Here is a 24468-nt window from a genome sequence, read left to right as displayed (position 1 = left end):
GGGCCGCGCAGGTGAAACGTCGTCCACCCTACGTCATGAAGCCCACCAAATCGAATGTCTGCTTCCGCCACTTTGCTGTCATTGCACGTGGGATCTTGTCGAAAGATTGGAGCAATAGAGGGACAGACCACGATTATTTCGATGTTTTCCAGGCCCGTCTGGGCATTGCCAGCAACATTCTTGCCGATCGCCTTCGGGCGCTGGAGGAGGTTGGTATCCGCCGTACCACCAGCCAAGCCTTGAGCTTGGCAGCAGCCGATACCGAGTATTCGCGTCACACGCAGTCGTCTCCCTCTGTCATCATTCGCCCTCTGAATTTGCACACCCAGGAACCCCATCCATGTCGGCGCTGAACCCCGGTCTGATCGTGATCCATGGCAACCGCCTCGAGGAATTGAGGGCATTGGCGGTGGAGTGGATGCGCCGGTATCCGTTGCGGCCGCTGGAGAACGAGGTGCTGCTGGTGCAGAGCAACGGCATCGCCCAGTGGCTCAAGCTGGCGCTGGCCGAGCAGGAGGGGTGCGGCATCGCCGCGGCCACGGACGTAAGCCTGCCGGCGCGGTTTCTCTGGCAGGCCTATCGCAGCGTGTTGGGCAGCGAGGCGATTCCCCAGCAGTCGCCGCTGGACAAGGCGCCGCTGACCTGGCGGTTGATGCGCCTGTTGCCGAGCCTGTTGAACGAGCCCTGTTTCGCGCCGTTGCGGCGCTTCCTGGCGGACGATGCCGACTTGCGCAAGCGCCATCAGTTGGCCGAGCGCCTGGCCGATCTGTTCGACCAGTACCAGGTGTACCGCGCCGACTGGCTGGCGGACTGGGCCGAGGGCCGCGATCAGCTGCGCACGGCCCGCGGCGGTGTGCGCGAGCTGGACGAAGCCGCGCTGTGGCAACCCTTGTTGTGGCGTACTCTGCTGGCGGATGTCGGCGACGAGCACCTGGCCCAGAGCCGTGCCGGCGTGCATCCGCGCTTCGTCGCCAAACTGGCGGAGCTGGATACGCCGCCGCGTGGTTTGTCCCGCCGGGTGACCGTGTTCGGCATCTCCTCGCTGCCGGCGCAGATGCTGGAAGCGCTGGCCGCCATGGCGCGCTTCAGCCAGGTGATGCTCTACGTGCACAACCCGTCCCAGCACCACTGGGGCGATATCGTCGAAGACAAGGATCTGCTGCGCCACGAGTACCGTCGGCAGAAGCGCAAGGCGAGCGGGCAGGCGGGGCAAGCCGGCCAACTGGGCCTGTTCGACGCCGTGGAGCTGCATCAGCACGGCCAGCCGCTGCTGGCATCCTGGGGCAAGCAGGGGCGCGACTACATCAACCTGCTGGATCAGTACGACGAGCCGCAGCGTTACCGTGAGCAGTTCGAGCGCATCGATCTGTTCAGCGCGATGGGCGAAGAACGGCTGCTGGGGCAGTTGCAGAACGACATTCTCGACCTGCGCCCGGTGGAGGAGAGCCGCACTCACTGGCCGGCGGTCGACCCACAGCACGATCATTCGCTGCGCTTTCACGTCGCCCACAGCGCCCAGCGCGAGGTGGAGGTGCTGCACGATCATCTGCTGGCGGCGTTCAGCGAGGATCCGACGCTGCGCCCGCGGGACATCATCGTCATGGTGCCGGACGTGAACACCTATGCAGCGCATATCCGCGCGGTGTTCGGCCAGTTCGCCAGCGACGATGCGCGCTTCATTCCCTTCACCCTGGCGGATCAGGGCCTGCGCGGCAAAGAGCCGCTGGTGATCGCCCTGGAGCATCTGCTGCGTCTGCCGGACAGCCGCTTCAGCGTCAGCGAGATTCTCGACCTGCTGGATGTGGCCGCGGTGCGCGCGCGTTTCGCGATTGCCGAAGACCAGTTGCCGGTCTTGCGCCGCTGGCTGGAAGGCGCCGGTGTGCGCTGGGGGGTGGATGCCGAACAGCGCGAAAGTCTTGGTCTGGGCGCCGGGCTGGAGCAGAACAGCTGGCGCTTCGGCCTGCGCCGCATGCTGCTCGGTTACGCCGTGGGCGGTGCTGGCGCGCGTGCGGGGATCGAACCCTATGACGAGATCGGCGGTCTGGATGCCGCGCTGATCGGCCCGTTGACGCGCCTACTGGATGTGCTGGAAACCCATTGCGACAGCCTGGCCGAAACGCTGCTGCCAGTGACCTGGGGCGAGCGCCTGCGGGCCCTGCTGGAGGACTTCTTCCTGCCTCAGGACGAGCGCGACGAGGTGTTGCGCAACCAGGCCCAGGATGCCCTGGAAGGCTGGCTGGAACTCTGTGATGCGGCAACCCTGGAAGAAGCACTGCCGCTGGCCGTGGTACGCGAGGCCTGGTTGGGCGGGCTGGATCAGGGCGGCCTCAGCCAACGCTTCCTCGCCGGGGCGGTGAACGTGTGCACGCTGATGCCGATGCGCGCCATCCCGTTTCGGCATCTGTGCCTGCTGGGCATGAACGATGGCGATTACCCGCGCAGCCAGGCACCGCTGGATTTCGACCTGATGGGCGGCGACTACCGTCCCGGTGATCGCTCGCGCCGCGAAGACGATCGCTACCTGCTGCTCGAAGCACTGCTGGCGGTGCGCGAGCGCCTGTATATCAGCTGGGTGGGGCGCAGTATTCGCGACAATACCGAGCGACCGCCTTCTGTGCTGATCGGCCAGTTGCGTGATCACCTGGCCAGCGCCTGGCGCCTGGCGGACGGCGGCGATCTGCTCCACGCCCTGACCACCGAACACCCACTGCAACCCTTCAGCCGCCGCTATTTTTCCGGCAGCGGGCCGCTGTTCAGCTATGTGCACGAGTGGGCCGCCTCGCACCGCGCGCCTGTGGCGCAACCAGGCGAACAGCCTCTGGGCGCTTATCTGGCGGATGCCGCGCTCAACCTGGAAAAACTGCAGCGCTTCCTGCGCGACCCGGTGAAGCATTTCTTCACCGTGCGCCTCAAGGTGCATCTGGACGAAGCCGAGCAGGCCGAGCTGGATGCCGAACCCTTCGCCCTCGATGGCTTGCAGCGCCATCAGATTCAGCAGGAACTGCTGCAGGCCGCAGCCCTGGCGCTGGAAGAACGCCAGGGTGTCGACGCGGCGCTGGCACGGGCTGCACGACGCATCCAGCGCAGCGGTCTGCTGCCGGTGGCCGGTTTCGGTGATCGCCTGCGCGCGCAATTGCTCGAGCCGATGCCGGAGCAACTGCGTGGCTACGAAGCCCTGCTAGCGAGGTGGACCGATCGCCTGCCGTCGCCGCTCCGCCTGAGCTTCGCCCATGCTGGCCTGGAACTGGAGGACTGGCTCGGCGAACTGCGCAGCGCCGGCGACGCCCTGGCGCGCCTGGAGCTGCAGCCGGGTGGCCTGAAGCGCAAGGATCGTTCGCTGAAGTGGCACCGTCTGCTCAGGCCCTGGGTCAGCCATGTGGTAGCTGCTGCCTGTGGGCATCCGCTCACCACGCTGCTGGTCGCCGAAGACGTGCGCCTGGCCTTCGAACCGCTGAGTCAGGGCGAGGGCGAGCGCATTCTGCGCCAGTGGCTGGAGGCGTATGCAGAGGGCATGCAGGCGCCGCTGCCGGTGGCGATCAAGACCGCAGCGGCCTGGTTCGCTGCCGCCGAGAAGGATGCGGACAAAGCCGAGGACGCCGCGCGCAAGGTCTACGAAGGCGACGGCCACAAGACCACCGGCGAGGTGCAGCAGAGCGCCAGCCTGGCTCGCCAATACCCGGATTTCGACGCGCTGCTGGGTGACGGTCAGTTCCCGCATTGGGGCGCCTTGCTCTACAAATCGCTGCTCGATGCAGACATCGCCGAACTCAAGGACGACCAGCCATGAGCCAGCCTACACGCCCTCTGGCGCTGCGTTTTCCGCTGCACGGCAGCCGCTTGATCGAGGCCAGCGCCGGTACCGGCAAGACCTACACCATCTCGGCGCTGTACCTGCGCCTGATCCTCCAGCATGGCGGTGAAGCCGCCTTCCGCGAGCCGCTGCTGCCGCCGCAGATTCTGGTGGTGACCTTCACCGATGCCGCCACCCGGGAACTGCGCGACCGCATTCGGGCGCGCCTGGTGGAGGCGGCCACGGTGTTTCGCGGCGATGCCGAGGGCGACGCCTTGCTGGCGACCCTGAAGGCGGATTTCGCATCCGGCGAATGGCCCGAATGCGCCCGGCGCCTGGAACTGGCCGCGCAGTGGATGGACGAGGCAGCCGTGTCCACCATCCATGGCTGGTGCCAGCGCATGCTGCGCGAGCACGCCTTCGACAGCGGTAGCCTGTTCAGTCAGACCCTGGAAACCGACCACAGCGAGCTGCTCGCCGAAGTGGTGCGCGACTATTGGCGCCAGCACTGTTACCCGCTGCAGGGCCTGGCTCTCGAGTGGGTGGCGGAGAACTGGGGCGCGCCGGACGAGCTGGGTATGCGCATCCGCCCGCTGCTCGGTGAGGACGACGATGGCGCCGCCCTGGCGCTCGGCGATCTGCTGGATGGTACCCTGCAGGCGCGTCAGCGTGCGCTGATCGCCCTCAAGCAACCTTGGCGTACTTGGATTACCGAGCTTGAAACCTTTTATCAGCAGGCCTCCGAGGCAGGTAAGTTCAACGGCAATAAGCTGAAACCGGATATTTTCAATACACGCCTTGAGCGGTTGCGGGATTGGTGTGGAGATGAATCTGCAAACCTTTCATTCAGAGACAGCTATGGAAAATCTGGTTTTTTCAAACGCCTCACCCATGAGGGGTTGCGAGATGCATGTAAGAAAGGCGTTGAGTTAAATTTGAGCGAGGCTGTTCAAGCCGCTTTATCCAATATGGAGTCTTTGGAAGAGCGCCTGCTCAATCTTCCCGATCCCAGTGATTCCGCGCTGCGCCACGCCGCCGCCTGGATTCGCCAGCGCTTCGATCGCGAGAAACGCCAGCGCGCCGAGATGGGCTTCGACGACATGCTCAGCCGCCTGGACGACGCTCTGCAGGGCGACAGCGGCCCGCGCCTGGCCGAGGTGATTCGCCAGCAATTCCCGGTGGCGCTGATCGACGAATTCCAGGATACCGATCCGCTGCAGTACCGCATTTTTGACACGCTCTACCAAGTTGAAGCCAATAGATCGGATTGTGGCCTGTTTATGATCGGCGACCCCAAGCAGGCCATCTATTCCTTCCGCGGCGCGGACATCCACACCTACCTGCGTGCACGCCGTGCCACCGCCGGGCGGCATTACAACCTCGATACCAACTTCCGCTCCAGCGAGCCCATGGTCGAGGCGGTCAATGGGCTGTTCCAGTTGGCCGAGTCCCGCGAGGACGGGCAGGGTGCCTTTCTGCTGCGTGACGATCTGCCGTTCATTGCAGTCGGCGCCCAGGGGCGCAAGGAAGTCTGGACGGTCGAGGGCGAGGCGCAGCCGGCCCTCAATCTCTGGCACCTGCACAGCGACGAAGCGCTCGCCAAGGGCCGTTATCTGGACGCCCTGGCCGGCAGCGCCGCGGCAGAGATCGTGCGCCTGCTGGGGCTTGGCCAGCAGCAGCGCGCCGGCTTTCTCAAGGGCGACGAGCTGACGTCCCTGCGGCCCAGCGATATCGCCGTGCTGGTGCGCGACTTCAAGGAGGCCCAGGCGATTCGCGGCGAGCTGGCGGCGCGGGGCGTGCGCAGCGTGTACCTGTCGGACAAGGATTCGGTGTTCGCCACCGTGGAGGCCCATGACCTGCTGCTGTGGCTGCGCGCCTGCGCCGAGCCCGATCAGGATCGCCCGCTGCGCGCGGCGCTGGCCAGTTCGACCCTGGGCCTGAGCCTGACCGAGCTGGAACAACTGAACCTCGACGAGCGCTTCTGGGAGGCGCGCGTCATGCAGTTTCGCGGTTATCGCCAGCGCTGGCAGCGCCAGGGCGTGCTGCCTATGCTGCGCCAGTTGCTGCAGGATTTCGGTCTGCCGCAACGGCTGATGAGTCGCCCTGACGGCGAGCGGATTCTGACCAACCTGCTGCACCTGGCTGAACTGCTGCAACAGGCGGCTGCCGAGCTGGACGGCGAACTGGCGCTGATCCGCCACCTGGGCGAGTCCCTGGCCGGGCGCGGTCAGGCCGCCGAGGAGCAGGTGCTGCGCCTGGAGAGCGACGATGCCCTGGTGCGCGTGGTGACCATCCACAAATCCAAGGGCCTGGAATATCCGCTGGTGTTCCTGCCCTTCATCTGTTCCTTCCGCCCGCTCGACGACAAGAAACCCGTGCAGATGCATGACGGCGAGCGCCGTCGCCTGTTGCTCAAGGCCGACGAGGCCAGCCTGGCCCAGGCCGAACAGGAGCGCCTCGGTGAGGATCTGCGCCTGCTCTACGTGGCGTTGACCCGGGCGCAGCACGCCTGCTGGCTGGGCGTTGCCGACCTGAAGATCGGTACCGGCAAGACTTCGCGCCTGCACCAGTGCGCCCTTGGTTATCTGCTGGGCGGTGGGCAGCCTCTGGCGCAGAGCGCGCAACTGATCGACTGGCTGAGCCCGCTGGCCGATCCACCCCGTTGCGTGGCGCTGCCCGCACCGGTCGCCAGCGAGCAGCAGTACAGCGCGCAGGACGCCGACGCCTTCGAACCGCAGTGGCGCACGCCGCTACGCCGCGCCGCCGAGCATTGGTGGATCGCTTCCTACAGTGCGTTGCGCATGCAAGAGGGCGAGGTCAGCTCGGTGGGGCGCCACCCGGTGGATCGCCATGACGACCTGTCTCCGGACAGCTCGGCTATCCAGATCGCCAGCGATGACGAGCGTCCGGCACTGGCGCTGGAACAGATCCCGGTTTCCGCCCAGGGCCTGCACCGTTTTCCGCGTGGGCCTAACCCCGGCACCTTCCTCCATGGCCTGCTGGAGATCGCCGCGGCGGAAGGCTTCGCGGCCATGGCGGCGGCGCCGGATGTACTGCGCGAGCACCTGGCGCGGCGTTGCCAGCGGCGCGGCCTGGAAACCTGGATCGAGCCGCTGTGGCTGTGGCTGCAAGGCCTGCTGGTGCAACCCATGGCGCTCGGCAATGGCCAGTCGGTGAGCCTGGCGACCCTGGGCGAGTACCAGGCGGAGCTGGAGTTCTGGTTCGAGGCCCGGCGGGTCGACGTGCTGCGCCTGGATGCGCTGGTGCAGCGCTTCGAGATGCCCGGCGTGGCGCGTCCGCTGTTGAGCCCCGATACCCTGAACGGCATGTTCAAGGGCTTTATCGACCTGGTGTTCGAGCATGAGGGCCGTTACTACGTGGTCGACTACAAGTCCAACTGGCTGGGCGCCGACGAGCAGGCCTACACGGGGGAGGCCATGAGCGCGGCCGTGGCCAGCCACCGCTACGATCTGCAGTACGTGCTTTACGTGCTGGCTCTGCATCGCCACTTGCGGCTGCGCCTGGCCGATTACGACTACGACAGGCACCTGGGCGGTGCGTTGTACCTGTTCCTGCGCGCACCAGGGGCCGGGCAGTACCTGGCACGACCGCAGCGGGCGCTGATCGAAAAACTGGATGCGCTGTTTCTCGGCGAGTCCGTGGAGGTACTGGCATGACGCCGATGCTCGACAACCGCGAAGGTCTGTTCGCCCTGCTGGCCGCCTGGAGCGAGCGCGGCTGGCTGCGCGAGCTGGATCGTACTCTGGCGCATTTCTTCGCCGAACTCGACCCCGAGGCGTCACCCCTGCTGCTGCTGGCGGCGGCGCTGGCCAGCCATCAACTGGGCCAGGGGCACGTGTGCCTCGATCTGCAGACTACCCTGGCCGACCCGGATTCGGCGCTGTCGCTGCCGCCGGAGGGCGAGGACGCCGAGGGCGTCAGCCTGCTGCCTTCCGAAGTGCTGGCCGGGTTGAGCCCGGATGCCTGGCTGGCGGCCTGCGTCAACAGTGCGCTGCTGCGTGACGCCGAGGATGAGGTCGCGCCGCTGGTGCTACGTGGCACCTGCCTGTATCTGCGCCGTTACTGGGATTACGAGCGCAGCGTCGCCTCGGATATCGGCGAGCGCTTGCAGGCCGAAGCGGATGCACCGGCCGATCTGGTCGAACGCCTGGCGGTGCTGTTTCCCGAACCGCTGGAGCTGGATGGCCAGCGCCTGATCGACTGGCAGAAACTGGCCTGCGCCCTGGCGGCGCGGGGGCGTTTCACCCTGATCACCGGTGGCCCCGGCACCGGCAAGACCACCACCGTGGTACGCCTGCTGGCGCTGCTGCAGGCGGCTGCGCTGGATCAGGGCGCGCCGTTGCGCCTGAGCCTGGCGGCGCCTACCGGCAAGGCGGCGGCGCGGTTGACCGAGTCCATCGGTGCGCAGGTGGCGACGCTGCCCGTCAGTGAAACGGTGCGCGAGCAGATCCCCAAGACGGTCACCACCCTGCACCGCTTGCTGGGCAGCCGCCCGGACAGCCGACACTTCCGTCATCACGCCGCCAACCCTCTGCCGCTGGATGTGCTGGTGGTCGACGAAGCCTCGATGATCGACCTGGAAATGATGGCCAACCTGCTCGATGCCCTGCCGATGCACGCGCGGCTGATCCTGCTGGGCGACAAGGATCAGCTGGCGTCGGTGGAGGCGGGGGCGGTACTGGGAGATCTGTGCCGCGATGCCGAGGCGGGCGGTTACAGCCAGGCCACCGCCGAGTGGTTGGCGCAGCAGACTGGCGAGCGGATTGGCGATGCGCAACTGCAACCGGGTGAGCGGGCGCTGTCGCAGCATATCGTCATGCTCCGCCATTCCCGGCGCTTCGCCGGCGGTTCCGGTATCGGCCGCCTGGCGCTGGCGGTCAACCGCGGCGCGGCCATGGAGGCCCGTGAGGTGCTGGCGAGCGGTGGCACGGATCTGCACCAGCTGCGCCTGGCGGGCGAGCAGGATCGTGCCTTCGAACGCTTGTTGCTGGACGGTCTGCCGGGCGGTGAACAGCGCCCGGTGGGCTATGCCGATTACCTGAACATCCTCCGTGAGCAGCGGCCAGGGCTGGCGGATGGTGAAGAACTCTGGGATGCCTGGGCCGCGAAGGTGCTGGCGGCGTTCGATCGTTTTCAACTGCTGTGTGCCGTGCGCAAGGGGCCCTGGGGTGTCGAGGCGCTCAATGGACGCATCGCCCATGCGCTGCTGCAGCGCGGACTGATCGAGCAGGAACACGGCTGGTACGAAGGCCGCCCGGTGTTGGTGACGCGCAATGACTATGGTCTGGGTTTGATGAATGGCGATATCGGCATCGCCTTGCGCTTGCCCGAGCCCGCTCTGGAAGTGGGCGGCCCGTTGCGCTCGGCGCTGCGGGTGGTGTTCCCGCGCAACGACGGCTCGGGTGGCCTGCGCTCGATCCTGCCCAGCCGTCTCGGCGCAGTGGAAACCGTATTCGCCATGACCGTGCATAAGTCTCAGGGCTCGGAGTTCACCCACTGCGCCCTGGTGTTGCCGGACAACCTCAATCCGGTGCTGACCAAGGAGCTGGTCTATACCGGCATCACCCGCGCACGGCATTGCTTCAGCCTCGTCGAAAGCCGCGCCGGCGTGTTCGAAGCCGCCATCCAGCGCCGCGTCGAACGCCGCAGCGGGTTGTGGGAGCGGTTGAGCATATAGCACGCCAGCGGTGAATGGCCCTGTAGGGTGGATGACGCTCTTTTCATCCACCATTGCGATCCCCGCTCGGAGCGCAGTTCAAAGGCGTATCGATGTTCGCCAGCTACCATCGGCATTGAATGGCCTGGTGGGTCGATAGAGCGTGACCCACCCTACGGGATTTCACGACCGCGGTATGTCGTTAGCCAATCACCCTGCGCAGGCGCAGCCCGGCGATCAGGCCGATGAAGCAGAATACGGCGAACAGCCAGCCGGAGACGGCGCCGGCCATGATGCCGGAGAGCAGGGTGCCGACGGTGCAGCCCAGGGCGAGCATGCCGCCCCAGCCAAGGAGGATGCCGCCGACCAGGTTGCGCAGGGCTTCCCGGGCGTTGGGCCAGCGGGGCGCGCAGTCACCTGCGAGGAGGGCGCTGGCCCAGGCGGCGAAGACCAGGCCGAGTATGAACAGGCCATTGTTCGACAGCAGGGTTTCTTTCACCACCGTGGCGCAGCCGGAAAAGCCATCCAGCCCTTCCAGGCGCTCGGGCAACCAGCCCAGGCCATTGGCGGCGGTGCGCGACAGACTACCGAGTTCGGCGGTTACGCCCAGCGGGCCAACACGCAGGTAGGAGGCCAGGGCCAAGGTTCCTATCAGCGCACCGCCAACCCAGGTCAGCCAGCGCGCGCCGAATAGCAATTGGCGCAGACTGTTAGCAGGTCGTTGAAAAACTACCTGCGTTGCCATCGCGGCGTTAAAAACAGGCTCAAAATGCTCATGTACCGCTTGTACACTCCGCTTTTTCGCCTGTTTTTGCCTTGCGCTGGCTGCCTCGCTTACGTTTTTCAACGACCTGTTAGCCGGTTGCCCGGGTTCATCGTGCTTGCGGTAACGCAGCAGCAGGTGAGCCAGGCCGCCGAGTACCGCAAGTTGCAGCAACAGTGAGCCGCCGTAACCGAGCTGCGCCGGCAGCCAGATCACCGGCGCCTCCTGGATGCTGGCCAGGTACAGGGTGTTCCAGCACAGGAAACCGAGGAAGAAGCCGATCAGTGCACCGATCAGTGCGATCACCGAGGCCAGCGCACCTTCGCCCAGGCGATAAAGATGGGCGCTGATGCACGATCCGGAAATCGCCATGCCCAGACCGAACAGGGTGGCGCCCAGCGCCAGTACCCAGCTCAGCGGGCCAATATGGGCATCCGGTGGCAGGCGGCCGCTTGCCGGGTCGGGCAGAAAGGCGCCGAAAGCCGCGTGATAACCCAGGGTGCCGACCGCCAGGGCGGCGAGAATGCCGAGCAGTCCGCGCGGGTCGCGTCGCTCGATGAAGTCGCGGCTGACGCAGAAGAAGCAGAACCGCGAACGCTGCAGCAGCACGCCGAACAGGCCGCCAGCCAGCAACGAAAAGCTCAGAACCCGCCCTTCGTTGCTAGGCGTGGCCAGCAGCCAGGCGGCTATGGCCAGGGCGAAGAAGATCAGGGTGGCGCTGCCGGTGCGCAAGGTGAGCATGGAAGGTTGCTCCATTGGCGGTTGTCCGTTAGATGGAATCGGATATGAAAATTGATGCTGGTTGAGCGATACCCGGGGCAGGGCACCCACAAAAAAAGGGCGGACGCCATGCTTGGCGCGTCCGCCCCGTGAAACGCTGTGGCTTGAAGGTTATTTGCCGCCCCAGACCGTCCCGGCGACGTTGACTACCGGTACGCCAACGGCGTTGCCGTACTCGGTCCAGGAGCCGTCGTAGTTGCGGACGTCGTAACCGAGGATCTTCTTCAGGGCGAACCAGGTGTGGCTGGAGCGCTCGCCGATGCGGCAGTAGGTGATGATCGGCTTGCTGCCGTCGATACCCACGGCTGCGTAGACTTTCTTCAGCTCTTCGGCGGATTTGAAGGTGCCGTCGTCGGCGACCGCCTGGCCCCAGGGCACGTTCACGGCGCCCGGTACGTGGCCGGCGCGTACGGCCAGTTCCTGCACGCCTTGTGGGGCGAAGACCTTGCCGTTGAATTCATCGGCCGAGCGAATATCCACCAGTTGCTCGTTGCTGCGTTTTTCCGCGGCGGCCAGTACGTCCGGCAGGAAAGCGCGCAGATCCTTGTTGGCTGCCTTGAGCGTGACATTGCCGTTGCCCGGGCTGCTGGCACGGTTGCTCAGGGTGCGTTTTTCCGCTTCCCATTTGACCCGCCCACCGTCGAGCAGCTTGACGTTCTCCACGCCGTAGACATCGAACACCCAGGCGCCCCAGGCAGCGAACCAGTTGTTGTTGTCGCCGTAGAGGATGGTGGTGGTATCGGCCGATACGCCGGATTTGCGCAGCAGGTTCTGCAGGTCTTCCTGGCTGGCGATGTCACGCTTCACCGGGTCGACCAGATCGCTGTGCCAGGCCAGGTTGACCGCGCCGGGGATGTGCCCGCGTTCATAGACGCCGGGCACCACGCTGACTTCGATGATGCGCACCTTGGGGTTGTCGAGATTCTTCTCCAGCCAGTCGGTGGTGACCAGAAACTCGCTGGCGGCCCAGGTAGGCGCGGACAGCAGGCTGGCGACGGCGATCACGCCGGCGCCGAACAGGGAACGAATGTGCATGTGAGGCTCCTTTTCATCTGATGCAATGGCGTTGTTGGGTCGATGTCTTCGGCAGTTTTTATTGATCGTCCTGGCCCTCCCTGTCATGCGCTCCTGGCGTCAGCGTTTCTCTGGCGCCCAGGTGGCGACGTCCAACGCATCGACTGGTGCGGGCAGCAGGCCTTCCTTGTAGAAGGCGTCGGCGATCTTCTGCTGTTCCTGCAGGCTGCCTGGCTGCACCGCGCGCACCTGGTAGCTGCGGCGTGCGTTGGCTTTCTCGACGATGGACGGATCCAGGTTGCCCCACAGCGGGCCAAGCAATTCGGCGGCTTCACGCGGGTTGCTGCGTACCCATTCGCCAGTCTTTTCCAGTTCGGCGAATACGGTTTCCAGTACCTCGGGCTTGGCCTTGGCGAAACGGGTGCTGGTCAGGTAATAGCGTTGGTAGTCGGCCAGGCCTTCGCCATCGGCCAGGGTGCGGGTCGGCAGTTGTTGCTGGGCACCGCTGAGGAAGGGCTCCCAGGTCACCCAGGCGTCGACGCGCTTGTTCTCGAAGGCGGCGCGGCCGTCGGCGGGCGTGAGGTAGGCGGGTTGGATGTCGCTGAACTTGAGGCCGGCTTTGGCCAGGGCGGCGATCAGCAGGTAATGGCTGCCGGCGGCCTTGGTGACGGCGATCTTCTTGCCCTTGAGGTCGGCCAGGCTGCGGATCGACGAGTCTTCCCGGACGATGACGGCCTGGGCGGCGGGTGAGGGTGCTTCCTGGGCGAAGTAGGTCAGCTCGGCGCCGGCCGCTTGAGCGAACACCGGCACGGTATCGGCGACATCCGCCGACAGGTCGATATTGCCGACGTTCAGCGATTCCAGCAGGGGCTGGCCATTGGGGAATTCGTGCCAGCTGATCTGTATGTCCTGGTCGGCCAGAGCCTTTTCCAGCGTGCCCTGGGTTTTCAGAATACTGATCAGGGTCGAGGATTTCTGGTAACCGATGCGCAGGGGTTCGGCATGGGCCTGGGGCAGTGCGAGCAGCAGGCTGGCGGCGATCAGGGCGGGGCGGAGCAGTGACATGGTAAGCCTCATCAATGGTGTGCCAGCCATCAATGAGGCGGGCCACGGGACTGTCTGGGTTCAGCAGGGTGTCCGGTGATCCGGTAGAGGCAAACTAGGCGATCTAAAAAATACGAAGCCAATAATTTAAAAGAATTAGCTTAGATAAAAGCGCTGAGGTACACGGGCTCGAGCATCCGCCCTGCTCGGAAAGCCTTGAGCTGGAGCAATGCCGGCATTCATAGAGGGGAGAAAAGCGTTGCGGCAGGAAGTTTTACCAGTTGTAAAAAACCGTTTCAGGGCACCTGCACGCCGGCCACTTGCAGCATGTCGACCAGACGGATCAGCGGCAGGCCGATCAGACTGTTGACGTCACTGCCCTCGGTGCTGCGAAACAGGCTGATCCCCAATCCCTCGGCCTTGAAACTGCCGGCGCAATCATAAGGTTCCTCGGCCCGCAGGTAGCGCTCGATCTGCTCGGCACTCAGGGGGCGAAAATGTACCGTATAAGGAATGCAGTCGACCTGACAGCTGCCACTGCGGCTATCGAGCAGGGCCAGACCGGTAAGAAAGGTGACGCTTTTGCCGCTGGCTGCACTGAGTTGTGCGTGGGCACGTTTATAATCGTGGGGTTTACCGAGAATCTGCCCGTCGAGCACGGCGACCTGGTCTGAGCCGATGATCAGGTGCCCCGCGAAGCGCTCGGCCAGCGCCTGTGCTTTCTCCTGGGCCAGGCGGCGTACCAGAACCTCGGCGGATTCGTCGGGCCGATGGGACTCGTCGATGCTTGGCGCGGCCCACTGGAAGGGCTGGCGCAGCCGGGTCAGCAGTTCACGGCGATAGGGAGAACTGGAGGCGAGAACCAGGAGGGACATCGGCGTTGACCTTGTGCGGGACGGACGCAGAATTCTAGCCGTCGGCAAAGGGGCTGGACAGGCGGAATTTCCTTTGACAGCGCACGGTTGCATCCATAGAATGCGGCGCCTATGTCAAATGGCCCGATTCCACCTCACGTCGATCCACGCAAACTCGCCGACCGTGGTGCCACCCTTCAGGGTGAGTTACCGCTCGCTGATTTGTCGAGGCTCTGCGATCCTCTTGCCGATAATGGCGGTAGCGTGCGCGCGAAGTTTTCTTTCGAGCGTGACGAGCGCCATGCTGTGGTCATACACAGCCAGCTCGAGGTCGAAGTCAAGATGGTTTGCCAGCGTTGTCTGGATCAGGTCACCTTACCGATCCTCAGCGAGTGTGATTACGCTGTGGTGAAGGAAGGCGCGAATACCCAGTCCGTGCCGCAAGGCTATGACGTACTGGAAATGGGTGAAGATCCTCTGGATCTGCTGGCCTTGATCGAGGATGAGCTGTTGCTCGCCTTGCCCATCGTGCCGGTACATGACCCGAAAGATTGCCAGCAGCCGGCGGGTCTTGATGAGCCCGAATCGAGCGAGGACGGGGTGACGCGGTCCAACCCGTTCAGTGTATTGGCACAGTTAAAGCGTGACCCAAACGTTTAGGAGTTTACTAGTATGGCTGTTCAGCAGAACAAAAAATCCCGTTCCGCCCGTGACATGCGTCGTTCACATGACGCGCTCGAGGGTAACGCTCTGTCCGTTGAGAAGAGCACCGGTGAAGTTCACCTGCGCCACCACGTATCGCCGGAAGGTGTTTACCGTGGTCGCAAAGTGATCGACAAGGGCGCTGACGAGTAAATCTTGTCCGCTCCGATCATCGCGATTGATGCAATGGGTGGGGACTTCGGTCCCCACTGCATTGTTCCGGCCAGCATCGCCTGTCTGGCTGAATTCCCCTCGTTGCACCTGGTTCTCGTCGGCCAAGCCTCCCTTATCGAAACCCTGATCGCTGGAATTCCCGGTGTCGATCACTCGCGCCTGCGAATCGAGCATGCTGCCGAGTCCATCGATATGGGCGAGCGTCCAGGCCAGGCCCTGCGCGGCAAGCCGGATTCCTCCATGCGTGTGGCGCTCGAAGTGGTGCGCGACGGACGGGCTCACGCCTGCGTCAGTGCCGGCAACACCGGTGCGCTGATGGCTCTGTCGCGGCATGTGCTGAAGACCCTGCCGGGCATCGACCGGCCGGCGATGATCGCGGCCATTCCGAGTCGTAATGGCGTCTGCCATTTGCTGGATCTCGGCGCCAACGTCGACTGCACGGCCGAGCGCCTGTGTCAGTTCGCGATCATGGGCGCAGTGGCCGCCGAGGTGCAGGGTACCTCGGCACCGCGTGTCGGTCTGCTGAACGTCGGCAGCGAAGAGACCAAGGGCAATCAGCAGGTCAAGCAGGCAGCTGCGCTGCTCGAGGGCATCGAGGGCCTCAACTACATCGGCTTCGTCGAGGGCGATGGTTTGTACCGCGGTGATGCCGATGTGCTGGTGTGTGATGGTTTCGTCGGCAATGTCCTGCTCAAGTCCAGCGAGGGTCTGGTGGCCATGATCGTGTCGCGGCTCGAATCGCTGTTCCGGAGCACGCTGCTGGGGCGCATCACGGGCCTGCTGGCTTTGCCGCTGCTGCGCCGTTTGCGTAGCGAGCTGGCGCCGGCGCGGCACAATGGCGCGAGTTTTCTCGGCTTGCAGGGCATCGTGGTGAAGAGTCACGGCAGTGCCGGGCCGGATGGTATAAAGAGCGCCATTCGTCGTGCGATGACCGATGTGCAGGAGAATTTGCCGCAGCGACTGAGTGGTCGAATTAAGCACTTACTCCCGTAATATGTGACTGTTATGGATGGTCAACCATCCAAAATGTCAGTTTTCGAGCGCTTGCCGATGGTGAGCGTAATTTTTCGACGAGAAGATCACTAAGGGAACCGTTACATGTCTGCATCCCTCGCATTCGTCTTTCCCGGTCAGGGCTCGCAAGCGCTGACCATGTTGGCCGGACACGGCGCAGAGCACGCGCTGATCCTCGATACCTTCGGCGAAGCTTCGAGCGCCCTGGGTTATGACCTGTGGGCATTGACCCAGCAAGGCCCGGAAGAGCAGCTCAACCAGACCGACAAGACCCAGCCCGCCATTCTGGCTGCCTCCATCGCCCTGTGGCGTCTGTGGCTGGCCGAAGGCGGCGCGCGACCGGCGTTCGTTGCCGGGCACAGCCTGGGTGAGTACAGCGCTCTGGTCGCCGCCGGCTCCATCGGTTTCGCCGAAGCGGTGAAGTTGGTCGAGCTGCGTGGCCAGCTGATGCAGCAGGCCGTACCGGCCGGGCAGGGCGGCATGGCAGCGATTCTCGGTCTGGAAGATGCCGATGTGCAGGCTGCCTGCGCCGAAGCCGCCCAGGGTGAAGTGGTCAGTGCGGTTAACTACAACGCGCCGGGGCAGGTGGTTATCGCCGGTTCCGCCGCTGCCGTCGCGCGCGCCGTGGAGGCGTGCAAGGCACGTGGTGCCAAGCGTGCGCTGCCGTTGCCGGTCAGCGTGCCGTCGCACTGCGAACTGATGCGCCCGGCTGCCGAGCGCTTCGCCGAGTCCGTCGCCGCCATTGCCTGGCAAGCACCGCAGATTCCGCTGGTGCAGAACGTCAGCGCCGATGTGGTGGCTGATCTGGACACCCTCAAGCGCGATCTGCTGGCTCAGCTTTACAGCCCGGTGCGCTGGGTCGAGTCGATGGTTCGCCTTGGCGAGCAGGGCGTTACCGATCTGGTCGAATGCGGCCCGGGCAAAGTGCTCTCGGGTCTGAACAAGCGCTGTGTCAAGGGCGTCAACACGCACAACCTCGACACCCCCGAGGCCTTTGCCGCTGCACGCGCCGCACTGGTCTGAACAAGGAGAATGCTATGAGTCTGCAAGGTAAGGTTGCACTGGTCACTGGCGCGAGCCGCGGCATTGGTCAGGCCATCGCCCTGGAGCTGGGTCGTCAGGGTGCCGTGGTCATCGGTACCGCTACGTCCGAGGCAGGTGCCGAGCGCATCGCCGCCACCCTCAAGGAAAACGGCATCGAAGGCACTGGCCTGATGCTCAACGTGAGCAACGATGAGTCCGTCGCCGCCACCCTGGAGAAGATCCAGAAGGATTTCGGTCAGGTGCTGGTTCTGGTCAACAATGCCGGTATCACCCGCGACAACCTGATGCTGCGCATGAAAGACGATGAGTGGTATGACGTCATCGATACCAACCTCAACAGCCTTTATCGTTTGTCGAAGGCTGTGCTGCGCGGCATGACCAAGGCGCGTTTCGGGCGTATCATCAACATCGGTTCGGTGGTGGGTGCCATGGGCAACGCCGGCCAGGTGAATTACGCCGCGGCCAAGGCTGGTCTCGAAGGTTTCGGTCGTGCGCTGGCCCGAGAGGTCGGTTCGCGTTCGATTACCGTGAATGCCGTGGCACCGGGTTTCATCGATACCGATATGACCCGTGAATTGCCGCAAGCACAGCGTGAAGCGCTGCTGACACAGATTCCGCTGGGCCGTCTGGGGCAGGCGCAAGAGATCGCTAACGTGGTTTCTTTCCTCGCTTCCGATGGTGCAGCTTACGTCACAGGGGCTACTATCCCTGTGAACGGTGGGATGTACATGAGCTGAATATGGGTGCTGCCGTCGGCGAACGTCTTCGATCCATTCAAACTTCGTGGCAAAATCGCAGGTTTGAAAATGAGACCGTTGACGTATTTCCGTGGGCGCCATTGGCTTTCAGCTTGAAAAGCCGAAAACCCTTTCTATACACTTGCCGGCACAACCAGCTGGCTGGATTTGTCCAATAGGAGTGACAACACGTGAGCACCATCGAAGAACGCGTCAAGAAAATCGTTGCCGAGCAACTGGGCGTGAAGGAAGAAGAAGTAACCAACAGCGCTTCCTTCGTTGAAGACCTGGGTGCCGACTCTCTTGACACCGTTGAGCTGGTGATGGCTCTCGAAGAAGAATTCGAGACCGAGATCCCGGACGAGCAAGCCGAGAAGATCACCACTGTTCAGGAAGCAATCGACTACGTTACTGCGCACGCGCAATAAGCAGTTCGTCGCTTCCCGAATCGGAAAAGCCGCACGTCTGCAAAGGCGTGCGGCTTTTCTTTGACGGTTCGCTGTAGAAGATGTAAGAGACGCGCCGACGGCGTCTGTCTGCTCGGGTGAAATTACACCGCGAGTCAATCGCCGGATGATCAATCTGCCTGGGCAATGGCTTGCCAGGTGCATCAAGGCGTCGAAAAACCTGATAAGAGGAGATTGCTGTGTCGCGTAGACGCGTCGTGGTTACCGGTATGGGCATGTTGTCGCCACTGGGTAACGATGTGCCGAGCAGCTGGCAGGGCATTCTGGCCGGCCGCAGTGGCATCGGTCTGATCGAACACATGGATCTTTCCGCCTATTCCACCCGCATTGGTGGCTCGGTAAAGAATTTCGATGTCGAGCCGTATCTGTCCGCCAAAGAGGCGCGCAAGCTCGACCTATTCATTCAGTACGGCCTGGCTGCCTGCTTTCAGGCGGCCCGTGATTCCGGCCTGGAAGTCACGGATGCCAACCGTGATCGTATCGGTGTGGCCATGGGCTCCGGCATCGGCGGCCTGACCAACATCGAGAACAACTGCAAGTCGCTGTTTGATCAGGGGCCACGGCGTATTTCGCCGTTCTTCGTGCCGGGCTCGATCATCAACATGATTTCCGGTTTCCTGTCGATCCACCTCGGTCTGCAGGGGCCCAACTACGCCATCGCCACCGCATGCACCACCGGTACTCACTGTATCGGCATGGCCGCTCGCAACATCGCCTATGGCGAGGCTGACGTGATGATCGCCGGTGGCGCCGAGATGGCGGCCTGCGGTCTGGGCCTGGGCGGCTTCGGCGCGGCGCGCGCCATGTCCACCCGCAATGACGAGCCAGCCAAGGCGAGTCGCCCGTGGGACAAAGGCCGTGACGGCTTCGTGCTGTCCGATGGTGCCGGTGCGCTGGTGCTCGAAGAGCTGGAGCACGCCAAGGCGCGTGGCGCCACCATCTACGCCGAGCTGATCGGTTTCGGCATGAGTGGCGATGCGTTCCACATGACCTCGCCACCCGAAGACGGTGCCGGTGCAGCCCGCTGCATGACCAACGCGCTGCGCGATGCCGGCATCGAGCCGTCGGAGGTGCAGTACATCAATGCCCACGGCACATCGACGTCGGCTGGCGACAAGGCCGAAGTGGCGGCGATCAAGGCGGTATTCGGCGATCACGCTCATGCCCTCGCGGTCAGCTCGACCAAATCGATGACCGGCCACCTGCTGGGTGCTGCAGGGGCGGTGGAGGCGATCTTCAGCGTGCTGGCGCTGCGTGATCAGGTGGCGCCGCCGACCATCAACCTGGACGAGCCGGACGAAGGGTGTGACCTGGATTTCGTGCCGCACGAAGCGCGCAAAATGCCGATCGAGGTGGCACTGTCCAACTCCTTCGGATTCGGTGGTACCAACGGCTCGCTGGTATTTCGCCGGTACGCTGATTGATGCTCACCTGGGTCGATGGCCGGCTGGCCACGTCGCTGCCCCTCGTGGATCGCGGCCTGGCCTACGGTGACGGCCTGTTCGAAACCATGGCGGTGCAGGGCGGCCGGCCCGTGCTGCTCGAGCGCCACCTGGCGCGGGTAACCGCGGGTTGTGCTCGGCTGCGTATCGGTCTGGATGCGGCTCAACTGCGCAGCGAGTTGCTGGCTTTCTGCGCCGAGCTGGGGCAGGGCGTTGCCAAGCTGATCGTCACCCGCGGTGATGGCCAGCGAGGTTACGCGCCGTCGGTCGGGGCGCCGCGGCGCATTCTTCAGGCTGGCGCCATGCCGGCTTACCCGCCGCAGCATGGCGAAACCGGCATCCGCCTGTTCCCCTGTGCAACACGCCTGGCCGAGCAACCGCTGCTCGCCGGTCTCAAGCATCTCAATCGCCTGGAGCAAGTGCTGGCCCGTGCCGAGTGGCAGGATGCCGAGCACGCCGAAGGATTGATGCGCGATGTGTCGGGGCGGGTGGTCGAAGGCGTGTTCAGCAATCTGTTTTCGGTTCGTGATGGTGTGCTGTCAACGCCTGAGCTGTCGCGCTGCGGCGTGGCCGGGGTGATGCGCGCGGAGCTGCTGGAGCAGGCGCAAGCCCTGGGTATCGCCTGCCAGGTGCGCGATATCGAATTGGACGAGCTGCTGGCCGCAGACGAAGTCTTTCTCTGCAACAGCCTGTACGGTGTATGGCCGGTTCGTGAGTTGCAGGGCCGTCACTGGTCGGTCGGGCCGCTCACCCGTAAACTGCAGGCCATTGCCCGTCATCTACTGGACTGCTGATTCGTGATTCGCAAATTGCTGTTAGTGCTGGAAATTGCCGTGGTGCTGGCCGGCCTTACCCTGGGTTTTGTCGCCTGGCAACAGCACCGCGCCCTTGAGCAGCCTCTGGTGCTCAGTGAGGAGCGCCTGATCGAGGTGCCGGCCGGTGCCACGCCTGGTGGCGTGCTCAACCGCCTGGAGGCGGACGGCGTGATCGATGGCGCGCTGTGGTTGCGCCTGTACTGGCGCTTCAACCTGCAGGGGCAGCCGCTGCACAGCGGTGAGTACCGCCTGACGCCCGACCTGCGGGTGCGCGATCTGCTCGATCTGTGGCGCCGCGGCGAAGTGGTGCAATACAGCCTGACCCTGGTCGAGGGCTGGAGCTTTCGCCAGGTGCGGGCGGCCCTGGCGCGCCAGGACAAGCTCGAGCTGACCCTGAGCGAGCTCAGCGACGCCGAGATCATGGCCAGACTGGGACAGCCTGGCGTCAATCCTGAAGGCCGTTTCTTCCCCGATACCTATCGCTATGTGCGCGGCATGAGCGACCTGGATCTGCTCAGGCAGGCCCATAAGCGCCTGCAGGTGGTGCTCGACGAAGAGTGGCAGAATCGCGCCGAATCCCTGCCGTACAAGGATTCCTACGAGGCACTGATCATGGCCTCGATGATCGAGAAGGAAACCGGCGTGCCCGAGGAGCGCGGCGAGATCGCCGGTGTGTTCGTCCGGCGCCTGGCGATCGGCATGCGCCTGCAGACCGACCCGACAGTGATCTTCGGACTTGGCGAGCGCTATCAGGGGCGCATCACCCGCTCCCACTTGCGCGAACCGACGCCCTACAACACCTACACCATCGACGGTATGCCGCCGACGCCCATCGCGTTGGTCGGCCGTGAGGCGATCCACGCGGCGCTGCATCCGCAGCCCGGCAAGACCCTGTATTTCGTTGCCCGCGGCGATGGCAGCCACGTCTTTTCGGAAACCCTCGACGCGCATAACCGTGCCGTCCGCGAATATCAGTTGAAGCGCCGCACGGACTATCGTTCCAGCCCGGCGCCCATCCCCCGGAACAATGAGGACAACCAGTGAGCGGTTTGTTTATCACCCTGGAAGGCCCCGAAGGCGCAGGTAAGAGCACCAATCGGGAGTACCTGGCGGCGCGGCTGCGCGAGCAGGGGATCGATGTGCTGCTGACTCGCGAGCCCGGTGGCACGCCGCTGGCCGAACGAGTGCGCGAACTGCTTCTGGCGCCCAGTGAAGAGCCCATGGCCAGCGATACCGAACTGCTGCTGGTGTTCGCGGCGCGCGCCCAGCATCTCGCTCAGGTGATCGTGCCGGCGCTGCAGCGTGGCGCCGTGGTTCTCTGCGACCGTTTTACCGATGCAACCTATGCCTATCAGGGCGGTGGTCGCGGCCTTGATGTCGAGCGCATCGCGCTGCTGGAACACTTCGTTCAGGGGACGTTGCGCCCGGATCTGACCCTGGTGTTCGATCTGCCGGTGGAAGTCGGTCTGTCGCGAGCTGCCGCACGCGGTCGCCTGGATCGTTTCGAACAGGAAGGTCGCGACTTCTTCGAAGCGGTGCGCGCCACCTACCTGCAACGTGCCAATGCCGAGCCGGCGCGCTACCGCATTCTCGATGCCGCCCAGTCGCTCGAAGCCGTGCAGCGTGATCTGGATGGGCTGCTGCCGCAATTGTTGGAGCTGCAGCGTGGCTGATGTCTATCCTTGGCAGGCCTCGCTCTGGCAGCAACTGGCCGGGCGTACCCAGCATGCCCATGCCTACCTGCTCCACGGCCCCGCAGGTATCGGCAAACGGGCCCTGGCCGAGCGCCTGATGGCACTGCTGCTGTGCAAATCGCCGGTGGCGCTGCAGGCCTGCGGGCAGTGCAAGTCCTGTCATCTGCTCGCTGCCGGCAGTCACCCGGACAACTACGTGCTCGAACCGGAAGAGGTCGACAAGCCGATCAAGGTCGATCAGGTGCGTGCGCTGGTCAACTTCGTGGTGCAGACGGCTCAGTTGGGTGGGCGCAAGGTGATCCTGATCGAGCCCACCGAGGCAATGAACCTGAATGCTGCCAACGCGCTGCTCAAGAGCCTGGAGGAGCCATCGGGCGACACCGTGCTGTTGTTGATCAGCCATCAGCCGAGTCGCCTGCTGCCAACCATCAAGAGCCGCTGCGTGCAGCAGGCCTGCCCCTTGCCCAGCGAGGCGGTGAGCCTGCAGTGGCTGAGCGAGGCGCTGCCCGATAGTTCCGAGCAGGAAGTCCGCGAGTTGCTGTACCTGGCGGCGGGTTCACCGCTGGCGGCGGTCAGGCTGCAGGCACAAGGCGTGCGCGAACAGCGTGCTCTGGTTGCCGAGGGTGTGAAGAAGCTGCACAAGCAGCAGATTTCCGCCAGCCAGCTGACCGAGAGCTGGAATGCTGTGCCCTTGCCGCTGCTGTTCGACTGGTTCTGCGACTGGGCGCATTTGATCCTGCGTTATCAGCTGACGCGTGACGAGCAGGGCCTTGGCCCGGCGGATATGGGCAAGGTCGTGCAATACCTGGCCCAGAAGGCGCCGCAGGGCAAAGTACTGCAAATTCAGGAGTGGCTGCTGCAACAGCGTCAGAAAGTGCTGGGCAAGGCCAACCTCAACCGTGTGCTGCTTCTCGAAGCCTTACTGGTTCAGTGGGCAAGCCTGCCTGGACCGGGCTAGAATCGAGCCCACGTCACGACATCAGGAATCATGCATGAGCTTGCCACCGAATCTGGGGCCCCGTAACGGCATTCTGTCCCTGACCATCAAGGACAAATCTGTGCTCTATGCCGCCTACATGCCTTTCATCAAGAACGGCGGCCTGTTCATTCCCACGAACAAGAGCTACAAGCTCGGCGATGAAGTGTTCATGCTCCTCAATCTGATGGACGAGCCGGAAAAGATTCCGGTCGCCGGCAGGGTGGTGTGGATCACCCCCAAAGGTGCCCAGGGCAACCGCGCTGCAGGCGTGGGCGTGCAGTTCAACGAGGGTGACAACACCGCACGCAACAAGATCGAAACCTATCTGGCCGGCGCCCTCAAGTCAGATCGTCCCACTCATACGATGTAAGCGCTGCAAGCTACCAGCCGCGAGCGACAAGTAAGTAGCGACTTGCTTGCGGCTCGATGCTTGCCGCTTGAGGCTTTACCCCATGCTTATAGATTCCCACTGCCACCTCGATCGCCTCGACCTGGCCGCCCGTGGCGGTTCGCTGGACGAAGCGCTGGCTGCCGCACGCGCACGCGGCGTCGGCCATTTCCTGTGTATCGGGGTAAGTGCCGATAACGCGGCCGCTGTTCGCGACCTGGCGCAACGTTACGCCGACGTCGATTGCTCGGTTGGTATCCACCCGCTCGATCTCGAGCCGGGTAGCGCACCGGCACTGGACTGGTTGCTTGCCGAGCTGGATCACCCTGGCGTAGTCGCCATTGGCGAGACGGGCCTGGATTACCACTACGAGCCGGAAGCTGCCGAGTTGCAGCAAGAAGCCTTTCGCCTGCACCTGCAGGCTGCGCAGATCACCGGCAAGCCGGTAATCGTGCACACCCGCGAAGCCCGTGCCGATACCTTGGCGCTGCTGCGCGAGGCGGCATTGCCGCAAGCCGGCGTGCTGCACTGCTTCACCGAAGATTGGCAGATGGCCAAGGCAGCGCTGGATATCGGTTTCTACATTTCCCTGTCCGGTATCGTCACCTTCCGCAATGCCGATGCGCTGCGCGAGGTCGCCCGCCAGGTGCCGGCCGATCGCCTGTTGGTCGAGACCGACTCGCCGTATCTGGCGCCTATCCCGCACCGCGGCAAGCCCAACCTGCCGGAGTACGTGCGTGATGTCGCCGAGTATCTGGCCGTGCTACGCGGCGTCAGCTATGAAGAACTGGCGCGGCAGACCGGCGAGAACTTCAAACGGCTATTTCCTCTCGCCCGGGTCGCCTGAGCGCCTGCTGAGCCCAACCTGCATTCGGCGGTCAAAAAATCGCCGGGAGCGATTTTTGACGTCGCTTGCGACGGCCCGCAGGGTGCCCGCCAGGGATGGCGGGGCACAAAAAAAACCCGGTTTCGGGGCGGAATCCGGGTCAAGACCATTAGGAGTCAAGCGGAGTGCGCGATCCTCGGCACTCCGGCCGCTGCGACACTTGGGGGATATGCCGCACCGGTATCTAGAAGTATTGGCCATGCG

20 protein-coding genes are annotated in these 24468 nt (G+C 64.1%); 16 read left to right on the top strand and 4 right to left on the bottom strand.

Annotated features, from left to right (window positions below; genetic code table 11):
- Positions 1–340 precede the first annotated feature (340 nt).
- From recC to recD, 3 genes are read left to right on the top strand one after another with little or no spacing between them, the layout of a single operon-like run.
- Entirely contained in the window at positions 341–3787 is a 3447-nt protein-coding gene (gene recC / locus DNK06_RS13025) for an exodeoxyribonuclease V subunit gamma (RefSeq protein ID WP_131180438.1), read from the top strand.
- Positions 3784–7467 carry an exodeoxyribonuclease V subunit beta gene (recB, locus tag DNK06_RS13020; protein WP_131180437.1) on the top strand — a complete coding sequence of 1228 codons (3684 nt, stop codon included), beginning with the start codon at positions 3784–3786 and terminating at the stop codon, positions 7465–7467. The genes recC and recB overlap by 4 nt, the downstream gene beginning before the upstream one ends.
- On the top strand, positions 7464–9488 hold the full coding sequence (recD, locus tag DNK06_RS13015) for an exodeoxyribonuclease V subunit alpha (RefSeq protein WP_131180436.1): 2025 nt from the start codon (positions 7464–7466) through the stop codon (positions 9486–9488). The genes recB and recD overlap by 4 nt, the downstream gene beginning before the upstream one ends.
- Positions 9489–9669: 181 nt before the next feature.
- Here the strand turns inward: recD and DNK06_RS13010 are convergent, their stop codons facing one another.
- From DNK06_RS13010 to DNK06_RS12995, 4 genes are all read right to left on the bottom strand, one after another.
- Positions 9670–10971, bottom strand: a complete 1302-nt coding sequence (locus DNK06_RS13010; RefSeq protein WP_207390006.1) for a YeeE/YedE family protein — start codon at positions 10969–10971, stop codon at positions 9670–9672.
- 150 nt (positions 10972–11121) lie between these two features.
- A complete protein-coding gene (locus DNK06_RS13005; RefSeq protein ID WP_131180434.1) occupies positions 11122–12045 on the bottom strand; it encodes a sulfurtransferase in 924 nt (307 codons plus the stop codon).
- Between the two features lie 99 nt (positions 12046–12144).
- Positions 12145–13089, bottom strand: coding sequence for an aliphatic sulfonate ABC transporter substrate-binding protein (locus DNK06_RS13000; RefSeq protein ID WP_423228056.1), 945 nt, complete (start codon positions 13087–13089; stop codon positions 12145–12147).
- 275 nt (positions 13090–13364) lie between these two features.
- Positions 13365–13943: a Maf family protein gene (locus tag DNK06_RS12995; protein ID WP_131180432.1), complete on the bottom strand. Its 579-nt coding sequence runs from the start codon at positions 13941–13943 to the stop codon at positions 13365–13367.
- A 111-nt stretch (positions 13944–14054) separates the two neighbouring features.
- On the opposite strand from DNK06_RS12995, the gene DNK06_RS12990 reads away from it, so the two are divergent.
- The 13 genes from DNK06_RS12990 (at position 14055) to DNK06_RS12930 (ending at position 24225) form a co-directional block, all read left to right on the top strand.
- On the top strand, positions 14055–14582 hold the full coding sequence (locus DNK06_RS12990) for a YceD family protein (RefSeq protein ID WP_131180431.1): 528 nt from the start codon (positions 14055–14057) through the stop codon (positions 14580–14582).
- 12 nt (positions 14583–14594) lie between these two features.
- Positions 14595–14777, top strand: a complete 183-nt coding sequence (gene rpmF, locus DNK06_RS12985) for a 50S ribosomal protein L32 (protein WP_025167420.1) — start codon at positions 14595–14597, stop codon at positions 14775–14777.
- A gap of 3 nt (positions 14778–14780) precedes the next feature.
- Positions 14781–15791: a phosphate acyltransferase PlsX gene (gene plsX / locus DNK06_RS12980; RefSeq protein ID WP_131180430.1), complete on the top strand. Its 1011-nt coding sequence runs from the start codon at positions 14781–14783 to the stop codon at positions 15789–15791.
- A gap of 105 nt (positions 15792–15896) precedes the next feature.
- Positions 15897–16835: an ACP S-malonyltransferase gene (gene fabD / locus DNK06_RS12975; RefSeq protein WP_131180429.1), complete on the top strand. Its 939-nt coding sequence runs from the start codon at positions 15897–15899 to the stop codon at positions 16833–16835.
- A gap of 14 nt (positions 16836–16849) precedes the next feature.
- Complete coding sequence (gene fabG / locus DNK06_RS12970) at positions 16850–17593, top strand: 3-oxoacyl-ACP reductase FabG (RefSeq protein WP_131180428.1); 744 nt, start codon at positions 16850–16852, stop codon at positions 17591–17593.
- A gap of 191 nt (positions 17594–17784) precedes the next feature.
- Entirely contained in the window at positions 17785–18021 is a 237-nt protein-coding gene (acpP, locus tag DNK06_RS12965) for an acyl carrier protein (RefSeq protein ID WP_003245177.1), read from the top strand.
- Between the two features lie 218 nt (positions 18022–18239).
- Positions 18240–19484: a beta-ketoacyl-ACP synthase II gene (gene fabF / locus DNK06_RS12960; protein ID WP_131180427.1), complete on the top strand. Its 1245-nt coding sequence runs from the start codon at positions 18240–18242 to the stop codon at positions 19482–19484.
- A complete protein-coding gene (pabC, locus tag DNK06_RS12955; protein WP_131180426.1) occupies positions 19484–20296 on the top strand; it encodes an aminodeoxychorismate lyase in 813 nt (270 codons plus the stop codon). The genes fabF and pabC overlap by 1 nt, the downstream gene beginning before the upstream one ends.
- Before the next feature lie 3 nt (positions 20297–20299).
- On the top strand, positions 20300–21361 hold the full coding sequence (gene mltG / locus DNK06_RS12950; protein ID WP_131180425.1) for an endolytic transglycosylase MltG: 1062 nt from the start codon (positions 20300–20302) through the stop codon (positions 21359–21361).
- Positions 21358–21990, top strand: a complete 633-nt coding sequence (gene tmk / locus DNK06_RS12945) for a dTMP kinase (RefSeq protein WP_131180424.1) — start codon at positions 21358–21360, stop codon at positions 21988–21990. The genes mltG and tmk overlap by 4 nt, the downstream gene beginning before the upstream one ends.
- On the top strand, positions 21983–22969 hold the full coding sequence (locus DNK06_RS12940; protein WP_131180423.1) for a DNA polymerase III subunit delta': 987 nt from the start codon (positions 21983–21985) through the stop codon (positions 22967–22969). Before tmk ends, DNK06_RS12940 begins: the two co-directional genes overlap by 8 nt.
- Before the next feature lie 34 nt (positions 22970–23003).
- On the top strand, positions 23004–23360 hold the full coding sequence (locus DNK06_RS12935) for a PilZ domain-containing protein (RefSeq protein WP_131180422.1): 357 nt from the start codon (positions 23004–23006) through the stop codon (positions 23358–23360).
- 82 nt (positions 23361–23442) lie between these two features.
- Positions 23443–24225, top strand: coding sequence for a TatD family hydrolase (locus tag DNK06_RS12930; protein ID WP_131180421.1), 783 nt, complete (start codon positions 23443–23445; stop codon positions 24223–24225).
- Positions 24226–24468 lie beyond the last annotated feature (243 nt).

The sequence above is a fragment of the Phytopseudomonas daroniae genome, assembly GCF_004327285.1.
In the GTDB taxonomy this organism is placed as follows: domain Bacteria; phylum Pseudomonadota; class Gammaproteobacteria; order Pseudomonadales; family Pseudomonadaceae; genus Aquipseudomonas; species Aquipseudomonas daroniae.
Note: the sequence above shows the minus strand (reverse complement) of the source record. Positions and strands in the feature narration are given on the sequence as shown.

Excerpts from the sequence above, each read along its gene's own strand:
- fabG (WP_131180428.1), top strand. The coding sequence starts at position 16,850 with ATGAGTCTGCAAGGTAAGGTTGCACTGGTCACTGGCGCGAGCCGCGGC.
- DNK06_RS12930 (WP_131180421.1), top strand. The coding sequence starts at position 23,443 with ATGCTTATAGATTCCCACTGCCACCTCGATCGCCTCGACCTGGCCGCC.
- DNK06_RS12995 (WP_131180432.1), bottom strand. The coding sequence starts at position 13,943 with ATGTCCCTCCTGGTTCTCGCCTCCAGTTCTCCCTATCGCCGTGAACTG.
- DNK06_RS13005 (WP_131180434.1), bottom strand. The coding sequence starts at position 12,045 with ATGCACATTCGTTCCCTGTTCGGCGCCGGCGTGATCGCCGTCGCCAGC.
- DNK06_RS12990 (WP_131180431.1), top strand. The coding sequence starts at position 14,055 with ATGTCAAATGGCCCGATTCCACCTCACGTCGATCCACGCAAACTCGCC.
- rpmF (WP_025167420.1), top strand. The coding sequence starts at position 14,595 with ATGGCTGTTCAGCAGAACAAAAAATCCCGTTCCGCCCGTGACATGCGT.
- pabC (WP_131180426.1), top strand. The coding sequence starts at position 19,484 with ATGCTCACCTGGGTCGATGGCCGGCTGGCCACGTCGCTGCCCCTCGTG.
- DNK06_RS13010 (WP_207390006.1), bottom strand. The coding sequence starts at position 10,971 with ATGCTCACCTTGCGCACCGGCAGCGCCACCCTGATCTTCTTCGCCCTG.
- DNK06_RS13000 (WP_423228056.1), bottom strand. The coding sequence starts at position 13,089 with ATGTCACTGCTCCGCCCCGCCCTGATCGCCGCCAGCCTGCTGCTCGCA.
- recC (WP_131180438.1), top strand. The coding sequence starts at position 341 with ATGTCGGCGCTGAACCCCGGTCTGATCGTGATCCATGGCAACCGCCTC.
- fabD (WP_131180429.1), top strand. The coding sequence starts at position 15,897 with ATGTCTGCATCCCTCGCATTCGTCTTTCCCGGTCAGGGCTCGCAAGCG.
- DNK06_RS12935 (WP_131180422.1), top strand. The coding sequence starts at position 23,004 with ATGAGCTTGCCACCGAATCTGGGGCCCCGTAACGGCATTCTGTCCCTG.
- recB (WP_131180437.1), top strand. The coding sequence starts at position 3,784 with ATGAGCCAGCCTACACGCCCTCTGGCGCTGCGTTTTCCGCTGCACGGC.
- recD (WP_131180436.1), top strand. The coding sequence starts at position 7,464 with ATGACGCCGATGCTCGACAACCGCGAAGGTCTGTTCGCCCTGCTGGCC.